This is a genomic window from Stenotrophomonas sp. YJH_SMC_10 (assembly GCF_059371555.1).
Genome location: NZ_JCAFUS010000011.1, coordinates 144,279 through 155,063 on the forward strand (window position 1 = coordinate 144,279; position 10,785 = coordinate 155,063).

General features: G+C 67.6%; 9 protein-coding genes and 1 pseudogene. 4 read left to right on the top strand and 6 right to left on the bottom strand.

Features of this window, described 5'->3' with window-relative positions:
* Positions 1-2 precede the first annotated feature (2 nt).
* Positions 3-1,337 carry an MFS transporter gene (locus tag AC5P9C_RS15160; RefSeq protein WP_343541248.1) on the bottom strand — a complete coding sequence of 445 codons (1,335 nt, stop codon included), beginning with the start codon at positions 1,335-1,337 and terminating at the stop codon, positions 3-5.
* Positions 1,338-1,561: 224 nt separating this feature from the next.
* Here AC5P9C_RS15160 and yedA point away from each other — a divergent pair, with 224 nt between their 5' ends.
* Both yedA and rarD read left to right on the top strand, forming a co-directional pair.
* Positions 1,562-2,467 (top strand): drug/metabolite exporter YedA, encoded by a 906-nt coding sequence (gene yedA, locus AC5P9C_RS15165; RefSeq protein ID WP_049468675.1) that lies wholly within the window; start codon positions 1,562-1,564, stop codon positions 2,465-2,467.
* A complete protein-coding gene (rarD, locus tag AC5P9C_RS15170; RefSeq protein WP_088476108.1) occupies positions 2,464-3,360 on the top strand; it encodes an EamA family transporter RarD in 897 nt (298 codons plus the stop codon). Before yedA ends, rarD begins: the two co-directional genes overlap by 4 nt.
* Positions 3,361-3,663: 303 nt before the next feature.
* Here rarD and AC5P9C_RS15175 read toward each other — a convergent pair whose 3' ends face one another.
* The 4 genes from AC5P9C_RS15175 to AC5P9C_RS15190 form a co-directional block, all read right to left on the bottom strand.
* Positions 3,664-4,986, bottom strand: coding sequence for an ABC transporter permease (locus AC5P9C_RS15175; RefSeq protein WP_064237484.1), 1,323 nt, complete (start codon positions 4,984-4,986; stop codon positions 3,664-3,666).
* A gap of 13 nt (positions 4,987-4,999) precedes the next feature.
* Complete coding sequence (locus AC5P9C_RS15180) at positions 5,000-6,157, bottom strand: ABC transporter permease (RefSeq protein WP_053506795.1); 1,158 nt, start codon at positions 6,155-6,157, stop codon at positions 5,000-5,002.
* A gap of 14 nt (positions 6,158-6,171) precedes the next feature.
* Positions 6,172-6,861 carry an ABC transporter ATP-binding protein gene (locus AC5P9C_RS15185; RefSeq protein ID WP_004137569.1) on the bottom strand — a complete coding sequence of 230 codons (690 nt, stop codon included), beginning with the start codon at positions 6,859-6,861 and terminating at the stop codon, positions 6,172-6,174.
* A 102-nt stretch (positions 6,862-6,963) separates the two neighbouring features.
* Positions 6,964-8,211 (bottom strand): efflux RND transporter periplasmic adaptor subunit, encoded by a 1,248-nt coding sequence (locus AC5P9C_RS15190; protein ID WP_103283161.1) that lies wholly within the window; start codon positions 8,209-8,211, stop codon positions 6,964-6,966.
* Positions 8,212-8,538: 327 nt separating this feature from the next.
* Between AC5P9C_RS15190 and AC5P9C_RS15195 the strand changes: the two genes are divergently transcribed.
* Positions 8,539-9,762 carry a sensor histidine kinase gene (locus AC5P9C_RS15195; protein WP_154329902.1) on the top strand — a complete coding sequence of 408 codons (1,224 nt, stop codon included), beginning with the start codon at positions 8,539-8,541 and terminating at the stop codon, positions 9,760-9,762.
* Entirely contained in the window at positions 9,759-10,361 is a 603-nt protein-coding gene (locus tag AC5P9C_RS15200; protein ID WP_014645643.1) for a response regulator transcription factor, read from the top strand. The genes AC5P9C_RS15195 and AC5P9C_RS15200 overlap by 4 nt, the downstream gene beginning before the upstream one ends.
* Positions 10,362-10,661: 300 nt before the next feature.
* Here AC5P9C_RS15200 and AC5P9C_RS15205 read toward each other — a convergent pair.
* Positions 10,662-10,785, bottom strand: a pseudogene (locus AC5P9C_RS15205) (IS110 family transposase); the annotation flags it as partial.

Consider the following 10,785-nt stretch of genomic DNA (forward strand, 5'->3'; position numbering starts at 1 on the left):
GCTTACTTGCGGGTGCCGTCGAGCCAGTTCGGGCCCTTGTTGGTGAGGAAGAACACATAGACCACCAACGATACCGCGATCGTGGCAGTCACGTAGATTGCGAACCAGTCGACGTGGCCGGTCTTCAGCGCGCCCTGGTACAGCAGCGGGGCGGTGCCGCCGAACAGCGAGTTGGCCAGCGCATAGCCCAGGCCCACGCCCAGTGCACGCACGTGGGTGGGGAACAGCTCGGCCTTCACCACCGCGTTGATCGAGGTGTAGCCGGTGAGGATGACAAAGGCCAGCGCCAGGGTCAGGAAGGCCAGGGTGGCGTCATGCTGGTGCGGCAGCTGGGTGATCAGGTACCAGCTGTACAGCACGCCGCCGACGCCGAAGAACACCAGCAGGGTCTTGCGGCCGATGATGTCCGACAGCCAGCCACCGACCGGCTGCAGCACCATCAGGAACGCCAGCACGCCCAGGTTGATCAGGGTGCCGGTCATCGGATCGTTGCCGGCGAAGGCACTCTGGATCATCTTCGGGCCGTTCACCGAGTAGGTGTAGAAGGCCACGGTGCCGCCGGCGGTGATCAGGAAGCACAGCAGCAGCGGCCGCCACTGGTGCACGAACAGTTCGTACATGGAGCCGGACTTCTGCGCCTTGCCCTCGCGAGCGGCCTCGATCGACGACTCCGACAGCGACTCGTCCATGCCCCGGCGCAGCCAGAACACCACCACCGCGGCGATGCCGCCGATGCCGAAGGCGATGCGCCAGCCCCACTCGGAGATCTCCTGCTTGCCCCAGAAGGTCAGCATCAGCAGCAGGGTCAGCTGGGCCAGCACATGGCCGCCGACCAGGGTGACGTAGTGGAAGGAGGACAGGAAGCCGCGTCGGCCGGGAATGGCAGCCTCGGACATGTAGGTGGCGCTGGCGCCGTACTCGCCACCGGTGGCGAAGCCCTGCAGCAGGCGCGCGAACAGCAGGATCACGGCCGCCCAGATGCCGATGCTGGCGGCGGTGGGGGTGACGGCGATCAGGAACGAACACAGCGCCATCAGCGTGACCGAGACGGTCAGCGCCAGGCGGCGGCCGTGACGGTCGGCGAAGCGGCCGAAGAACCAGGCGCCGATCGGGCGCATCAGGAAGGTCGCTGCGAAGATCGCCCACACGTACATCGTGGAGTTCTTGTCGTCCGGCGAGAAGAACTGCGATTCGAAGTACACGGCGAACACCGAGTACACGTAGACGTCGTACCACTCCACCAGGTTGCCGGCGGAGCCTTTGAGTGTGTTGGAGATCGACCGGCGCAGGGCGGCGCGGTCGTTGGCGGGGACGGCGGGTTGGGACGTGGTGCTCATCTGGGTGGAAATCCTCGATGCGGCGCGTCCGTGCGCAGGGAAAACGGCGCACGGTCATCGGGACGGCGCGACCGGGCAGCCTTCTTGGTACTGCATCGGCCGTCAACACGGGGTAGCAGACCAGCGCAGGGTGCATGGATGGATGACAGCGTGCCACCGTACGGGGTGCCGGACCATACTCAAAACGTCCTAGAATCCGCCTTCCCCCGGCTCCCTGGTGTGTCATGTCGGCTCCCCCCTCTTCGTCTGCGGCTGCCCCCCGGGGTGGCCTTGTCGCGCTGGCGCTGCTGCTGGTCTATGTGGTGTGGGGTTCGACCTACCTGGGCATCGCCAAGGCCCTGCATGGCGGCGCGCTGCCGCTGACGATGGTGTCCGGCAGCCGCTTCATCGTTGCGGGCGGCCTGATGTTCCTGGCGCTGCGCCTGTTCTGGAAGCTGCCCAACCCGACCCTGCGGCAGTGGCGCAACCTGGTCATCATGGGCGTGACCATGCTGGTGCTGGGCAACGGCATGGTGGTGCTGGCCGAGCGTGAGGTGTCCTCGGGCCTGGCCGCCACCGCGGTGGCCTCGGTGCCGCTGTGGATGGCACTGTTCTCGGCGTTGCGCGGCCAGCACGCCAGCCGCGGTGAATGGCTGGGCATTGCCATCGGCTTCCTCGGTGTGGTCTGGCTCAATGCAGGCAGCAGCCTGACCGCCTCGCCGACCGGGCTGGTGCTGCTGCTGATCGCGCCGATCGGCTGGGCCTTCGGTTCGGTGTGGGCACGCGGGCTGGACCTGCCGGGCCCGTTCATGACGGCGGCCGGGCAGATGATCTGCGGTGGCGTGCTGCTGGTGCTGATCGGCCTGGCGGTCGGCGAGCGCCCGACCACGCTGCCCGATACCGGTGGCCTGCTGGCGATGGCCTACCTGTGCGTGTTCGGCTCCATCGTCGCGTTCACCGCCTACGTGTGGCTGCTGCAGAACGTGCGCCCGGCGCTGGCCGGCAGCTATGCGTACGTCAATCCGGTGATCGCGGTGCTGCTGGGCGCGCTGCTCAACGGTGAGCGCTTCGGCTGGCGCGACCTGCTGGCGATGGCGGTGATTCTCCTGGGTGTGGTGGTACTGACGATGGCAAGGACGCGCAAGAAATGAGCATGGACGAGAAAGAACAGCGCCGGGGCCTGCTGGTCACGGCCTCCACCTTCGTCATCTGGGGCCTGGTGCCGGTGTACTGGCACCTGCTCAATGAGGTGCCGTCGTTCCAGATCATCGCCCACCGCATCATCTGGAGCACGGTGCTGGTGCTGGGCTGGCTGCTGCTCAGCGCACGCCTGGGCTGGTGGCGGAAGATCGCCGCGCAGCCGCGCGCGCTGCCGATCCTGCTGGTTTCGAGCCTGACCATCGCGTTCAACTGGGGCCTGTACATCTGGGCGGTCAACGCCGGCCATGTGATCGAGACCAGCCTGGGCTATTTCATCAACCCGCTGGTGAACGTGCTGCTGGGCGTGCTGGTACTGAAGGAGCGGCTGCGCCGCCTGCAGTGGGTGGCGGTGGCGATGGCGGCGGTGGGCGTGGCGTGGCTGACCATCGACGCCGGCACGCCGCCGTGGATCGCGTTGGGCCTGGCCTGTTCGTTCGGCCTGTATGGGCTGCTGCGCAAGCTGGTCTCGGTCGACCCGGTGGCGGGGCTGGGCGTGGAGAGCATGTACCTGTTCCTGCCGGCGCTGGCCTTTGCGATCTGGGCCGAGAACGGCCATGGCGGCGCGTTCTTCCATGGCTGGGGCTGGCGCAACGACCTGCTGCTGATCTTCGGTGGCGTAGTGACTGCTGTTCCATTGATCGGCTTTGCCTACGGTGTGAAGCGCATTCCGCTGTCACTGGTCGGCATCCTCCAGTACATCGCACCGAGCCTGCAGCTGCTGCTGGGCGTATTCTTCTTTCACGAAGCGTTCGATAGCGCCAAGGCGATCGGCTTTGCCGCGATCTGGGCCGGCCTGATCCTGTTCGTCGGCGACAACATCCGCACGATGCGCGCCAAGCGGTAGCGCAGGCGCAGCTACGGGGTCGGATCCCTCCGCAACGTGGAGGGCTCTGACCCCGCCTTCGCGCAAAAAGAACGGCGCCCCGAAAGGCGCCGTTCTGCTTCCAGCCATGGCCAGGAGAGAGATGACCGTGGTGGGAACGCGGATACAGATGATGGGCGCGCGATTCTAGAGGGTTTCCATGGGCGATGGTCCGGCAGCGTGCCGCCAAGATGAATCGCGTCCAACAATCCACAGACGCATGACAGAAAAAAGGACGGAGCCTTCGCTCCGTCCTTGCGGGTGTGCCGCTGGGAAGCCGGGGGCTCAGGTTTCGCGCAGCGCCGTGGTGATCGGCAAACGTGCCGCGCGCAGTGCCGGGAACAGGCCGCCGACCAGGCCGATGCCCAGTGCCCATTTCAGGCCGGTCCACAGCAGTTCCGGCGACACGTGGAACTTGAACACCACTGCGCTGAAGTTGCTGCCGATGGTGGACACGCTGTAGCCGTTGAACAGCAGCCACGCCACCGCACAGCCGAGCAGGCCACCGAGCAGCGCCAGCAGCATCGTCTCCAGCATCACTGCCGTCACCACCGGCAGGCCGCGGAAGCCGATCGCACGCATGGTGGCGATTTCGCGGGCGCGCGTGGCCACGGCCGCATACATGGTGTTGAGCGCGCCGAACACCGCACCCACCGCCATGATCGTGCCGATCACCTTGCCGAGGATGTCGATCAGCTTGGTCAGCCCGCCGCCCTGCTTGCTGTAGTAGACGCGGGTGGTTTCCACGTCCAGTTTCAGGCGCGGGTCGGCGGCGACGGCGGCCTTGAACTGCTCGAAGCCAGCCTTGCCCTCGGTGCGCACGCTGATCGACTGCCAGGCGCTGCGCTGGTAGGTGGTGGCCAGCGTATCGGCGTCGGTCCACAGTTCCGAATCATGCGCATCGCCGGTGGCGAATGTGCCGACCACGGTCCAGGTCTGATTGCCCAGCGTCAGCGTCCTGCCGACCTCCATGTCGCGGAACTGGCCCTTGGCGCCCTGGCCGACCACGATCTCGCGCAGGCCAGTGGCGAACTTGCGGCCCTCAACGATCTTGACCTTGTCATGCACCGCCCACGCCTGCGGGCCGACGCCGCGGAACTGCGCGTTGACGTCGGTGCCATCGGACTTCGACACCAGATTGACCACCTGCGACAATTCGGGCGACAGCAACGGCCGGCCCTGCGCATCGCGGCTGATGCCGGGCAGGGTGGACAGCATCGGCACCTGCTCGCGGGTGATCACCGAGTTGGTCTCGGCCTGCGAGCCCCCGCGCAGCACGATGGCGGTGGTGTCATCGCCGGTGTTGTTGAGCGTGGCCTGGAAGCCTTCGCCCATCGCCAGCATCGCCACCAGTACGCCGACCACGCCGGCGATGCCGACCACGATCACCGAGGACGCGCCCCAGCGCTGCGGCAGGCTGGCCACGCCGATGCGGGTGGCGGCCAGCGCCAGCCGTCCACCGCGGGTCAGCAGCAGCCACAGCGCCACCAGCACGGCCACGGCCAGCACGCCGATCCACGGCAGGCCGATCCACAGCACCAGGCCGACCGCCAGCAGCAGCACCGTCACGCCGTTGCCCAGCCACTTCTTGAGTTTGCTCTTGAACATGTCGGTGTCCTCCTCAGCGGCCGGCCAGTGCGTCGACGATCTTCAGGCGCTTGGCACGCAGCGCCGGCAACAGGCCGACGATGATGCCGATCACCACGATCAGGCCCAGCCCCATCAGCCAGGTCGGCGTCGGTACGTGCGGCGGCAGCATGCCCATGCTCTTCGGCCCGATCGCCGGCAGGATCAGCGCGGCCAGGCCCATGCCGATCAGGCCGCCCAGGCCGATCAACAGCACCGACTCCACCATCACCAGGGTCAGCACGGTGCTGTCCTTGAAGCCCAGCGTCTTCAGCGTGGCCAGCTCCGGCACGCGCTCGCGCACCGCCTGCGCCATGGTGTTGCCGGTCAGCAGCAGCAGGGTGAAGAACACCGCGCCCATGATCGACGTGACGATCATGCCGATGTCCGCGAACTGCTTGACGAAGGCCTGCTGGAACGCCGATTCGGTCTGGGTCTTGGTCTCGTGGTCGGAGTTGGCCGAGATCGCATCGATGGCCTGAGCCACCCGCGAAGAGTGGTCCGGGTTGTCCAGCGTCACCGTGTACCAGCTCACCTGGTTCTTGATGTAGTCGTTGGATTCATCGAAGTACTTCCAGTTCATCATCAGCTGGCGCTCTTCGTTGGCGGCCAGCGCACGGTCCTTGGAGCGGTAGATGCCCTTCAGCACCAACGGCCAGTCGTTGCTGCCGCCGCGCGGGAAGATCGTGGCCTGCAGCGGGATGGTATCGCCGATCTTCCAGCCGAACTGCTTGGCCAGGGTCTCGCCCACGATGGCGCCGGTACGGGTCTGCTTCCAGTCTTCCAGCTGCGCCGGGTCGATCTGCAGTTCGCGGTAGACGTCGAAGTAGTTGGGCGACACCGAGAAATTCGGGAAGAAGTTCTTCGGGTCCTGGTAGATGCCGCCGAACCACATGCCATAGGCCACGTCGCGCACGCCGGCGACCTGGCGCACCTGGGTTTCCAGGCGGATCGGCAGCGACTGGGTGATCGACAGCCGAGAAGCGACCACCAGGCGGTTGGCCCCTTCCACGCTGCCACCGGACGAGAACGCCACGCGCACTGAATCGAGCATGCCGAACAGCAGGAACGCGGCCACCACCGAAAGCAGGGTCAGCAGGGTACGGGTGCGGCTGCGGAACAGCTGTGCCCACACCAACGAGAAGTATTTCATCGCCGTGCCCTCCGTCAGTGGGCCAGCGGCGCGTCGGCCAGCTCGCCCTTGTCCAGGTGCACCGTGTGGGTGGCGTACTCGGCAGCCTTCGGGTCATGGGTGACCATGATAATGGTCTTGCCGTGCTCGCGGTTGAGCTGCTGCAGCAGGCCGAGGATCTCCTCGGCGGACTGGCGGTCGAGGTCGCCGGTGGGTTCGTCGCAGATCAGGAAGGTCGGGTCGGAGACGATCGCGCGGGCGATCGCCACGCGCTGCTGCTGGCCGCCGGACAGCTCATTCGGGCGGTGGCTGCGGCGGTCGGCCAGGCCGACCAGGGTCAGCGCGATCTCGGCATTGCGGCGGCGCTGAGCGGCATTGAGGTGGGTCAGCAGCAGCGGCAGTTCCACGTTCTTCTGCGCGGTCAGCATCGGCATCAGGTTGTAGAACTGGAACACGAAGCCGACATGGTGGCTGCGCCAGGTCGACAGCTGGCCGCCGCTCATCTGGTCGATGCGCTCGCCCTCGATGCTGATCTCGCCGCCACTGGGGTTGTCCAGGCCGCCGATCAGGTTGAGCAGGGTGGTCTTGCCCGAGCCGGACGGGCCCATCAGCGCGACGAAGTCGCCGCTGGCGATGTCCAGGTCGATGCCGTGCAGCACCTGCACTTTCTCGGGGCCACGCTGGTAGGTCTTGGTGATGTTGCGCAGTGAAACCAGGGTCGACATGGGTGGTTCTCCACGGAAGGCGGGAAACGGGGAAGCGCACCCGCGATGGCCGCGGGCGAGCGTCGAGCGGTGCTGCCGGCGGCGCCCACGGGCGCCAGGCCGTTACTGCGCTTGTTTCTGTTGCACCTTGGCGCCATCGCGCAGGGTGTCCGGCGGGTTCACCACCACCGATTCGCCGGCGCTCACGCCCTTGAGGATCTGGCGGTCCTTGCCCATCGCCTGGCCAGCCTCGACCGTGCGCTGCTGCACGCGGTTCTCGTCACCCAGCACGAACGCCACCGAGGCGCCGTCGCGCTGCACCACGGCGCCGCCCGGCACGCGCACGCCCTGCGGCTTGGCCGCGGCCTGCGGCTGCGCCTGTTCCAGGAAGCTGACGCGCACGCCCATCTCCGGCACGATGCGCGGGTCCTTCACCTTCAGCGCCACGCGGACCTTCACCGTGGCCTTGCCGCGGTCGGCGGTGGGGATGATGGCGATCACCTCGCCGGGAATCTTCCATTCCGGGTAGGCGTTGAGGATGGCTTCCACCGGCATCTTCGGCTGCACGCGGCCGATGAAGGCCTCGCCGACCTCGACTTCGATCTCCAGCGAGTCCATGTCGACGATGGTGCCGATGCCGGTGCGGGTGAAACCACCGCCCGCCGACAGCGGCGAGACGATTTCACCCGGCTGCGCCGCCTTGGCGGTGACCACGCCGGAGAACGGCGCGCGTACCACGTTGTTGTCCACGCCAAGGTCGGCGATGGCCAGCTGGTCCTGGGCGACCTTGACGTTGCGCTGCGCGGTATCCAGCTGCGCGCGCAGGCTGTCGCGCTGGGCCACGGCCTGGTCGTACTGCGAGCGTGACACCAGCTGCTGGCCGACCAGCGCCTGCAGGCGGCTGGCTTCGGCGGCGGCCTGCCTCTGCTGCGCCTGCAGCCCGGCGACCTGGCTGCGTGCGGCCTGCAGCTGCGAGGCGTACAGGCTGCGCTGCGCGTCGGCATCGATCGGGTCCAGCGTCGCCATCACCTGGCCAGCCTCGACCCGCATGCCTTCTTCGATCATCACCTCGCGCACCTTGCCGGTGATCTTGGCCGATACCGTGGCCATGCGCCGGGCGACCACGTAGCCACTGGCGTCGAGCACCGAGCTGCTGGCGCTGCCCTGCTGGATGGCCACCGCCGGCGCGGTTTCCACCTCCACGGCCGGCGCGCGGCCGAACACGAAGGCCACTGCGGCAGCAAGCAGCAGCACGACCACGATGATCGCGATCCACAGCCAGCGGCGGCCACCACCATTGCCCCCGGAGGCCGGCGGCGGCGACTTGCGGTCGATACGGAGTTCCTTCAACAGCTCGGCAGAAGCGTTCATTCGTTCCATCACAGGCGTTCGGGCGGGTGTGGCCGGAAGGGCGGACGGCGGCGGTTCCGGCGGTGGAGCGTGCGGCACAGCATGACGGCAGGCACAGCGATGACGGCAGTGACAGCTGTCACCCGATGACACTGACGGCGGCAACTGCGAAATGTGACCACGGCGGTACAGGATGGCAACGTTCCCGCTACCGGTACTGCCCATGGATCCGATCGCCCCATTGCCGGCCCGCCGCAGCGGCGCCGCCAAGCGTACCGTGATCTGCGCCCGGTTGCGCCGGTGCCGCCCGGCCGGCACCGGCGCCTGCGCGCAGGCAGCTGAACTGGCATGATCGGCGGCGATCGTCCCCGCCTGGAACCGCCCGTGCCCTCGACATGGCTTGCCTCGCTGCTGCGCCCCGCGCCGGACTCGGCGGTGGCCGATACGCTGCGCCGGGGAAAATCGCCCTGGAGCGAGGCAATCCACCTGCTGTGGTCGGTGTGGATCTTCCTGACGCCCTTGCTTGGCCACGGCTTCACCCTGCGCTGGCTGCTGCTGACGCTGGCCAGCTATCCGGTGTTCCTGCTGCTGTACGCCAAGGTGATGGTGGCGCCGCGCCATCACGCTCCGCGCTATGCACTGGGCCTGATCGCGATGTCGCTGGTGCTGCTGCCCTGGTACCCGTCCGGGCTGACCTACTTCGTGTTCGGCTGCGTGCTGCTGCGGGTGAGCGGACGCGGTGGCTGGTGGCAGTATCTGCTGCAGCTCACTGGCCTGAATCTGCTGTTCTGCAGCCTCGCGCTGCTGTTCCAGTACCCATGGCAGAGCCTGGTCTGGATCCCGGCCGTGTCCTATATCGTGGGGCTGGTCGTGAACGTGGAAGCGCTCAACCAGCAGAAGGATGCGGCACTGCAGCTGTCGCAGGACGAGGTGCGGCGGCTGGCGGCCACGGCCGAGCGCGAACGCATCGGCCGCGACCTGCATGACCTGCTCGGCCACACCCTGTCGCTGATCACGTTGAAGCTGGAGCTGGCACGCAAGCTGCACGACCGCGGCGACGCGCGCGCGCGGCTGGAGATCGGCGAGGCCGAGGCCATCGCCCGCGAAGCGCTGGCACAGGTCCGCAGCGCGGTCACCGGCATCCGCGCCAGCGACCTGGCCGGTGAGCTGGCGTCGGCGCGGCTGCTGCTGGAATGCCAGCAGGTCCACCTTCAATACGCACCACCACCGGCGATGCCGGTGGATGTCGAACGCGGTCTGGCGCTGGTGCTGCGCGAGGCCGCAACCAATATCGTGCGCCATGCACAGGCGACACAGGCACGGGTGGAGTTCATGCTGGAGGGACGCATGCTGGCGATGCAGATCCGCGACGATGGCCGTGGCGGTGTGCAGGCCGAGGGCAACGGGCTGAGCGGCATGCGCGAACGCGTGGCCGCCCTGGGGGGCAGCCTGCAGGTACAGTCCGCAAGGGGCGAGGGCACGCGACTGACCGTGCGCGTGCCACTGGCTGCCGCGACCACACCGTTGCCGCCGGGAACGCCGCCGTCGCTGGCACAGGACGGTGCCGCATGATCCGCATCCTGCTGGCCGAGGACCAGGCGATGGTACGCGGCGCACTGTCGGCGCTGCTGGGCCTGGAGCCGGATATCGAAGTGCTGGGCAGCGCCGCCGACGGCGAAACCGCGTGGCGCATGCTGCAGCAGTTGCAGCCGGACATCTTGGTGACCGACATCGAGATGCCCGGCCTGTCCGGGCTGGAGCTTGCCCAGCGCATCGCGCGCCACGAGCTGCCGATCAAGGTGGTGATCGTGACCACCTTCGCCCGCGCCGGCTTCCTGCGCCGCGCGCTGGAAGCCGGCGTGCTGGGCTACCTGCTGAAGGATGCACCGGCCGAGAACCTGGCCGATGCACTGCGCAAGGTGAAGCAGGGCATCCGTGCGATCGACCCGCAGCTGGCGCTGGATGCATGGTCACAGGCCGATCCGCTGACCGACCGCGAGCGCCGTGTGCTGCGGCTGGCGGGCGAGGGCCGTACCGCCAGCGAGATCGCCGAGCAGCTGGGCTTGTCGCACGGTACGGTGCGCAATTACCTGTCCGAGTGCATCGGCAAGCTGGGCGTGGCCAACCGGATCGAGGCGTACCGGCTGGCGCGGCAGAAGGGGTGGCTGTAGCGGCGTGCGCCGACGCACGGGTAGCGCCGGGCGCTGCCCGGCGGATCATTTCCGCGACCGTGGAGAGGTGTCACTTTCTTTGCTCGTGCAAAGAAAGTAACCAAAGAAACACGCCGCCAGAGCGCGAGCCGTCGCTACGCGACGGTTCCCTGCGCTTCTCGGCGAATCAGGGGACGGCGCCGAACTCGCTGCGCTCAGACACCGGCGCCTCTACGCCCCTGATTCCCCTGCGATGCTCGGCTCGCTAAAAGGCGGACCCAACGTCAAAGGCAGAAGCAGCACCCAGTAGCAACTGTCTTGTCAGGGGCAGCCGAGGGCCACCTCGGCGTCCCGCTTACGGGCGTTTAGGATCACCAGCATTTTGCGCATGACCGCCACGAGCGCCACCTTGCTCGCTTTGCCCTTGGCCTTCAGGCCAGCGTAA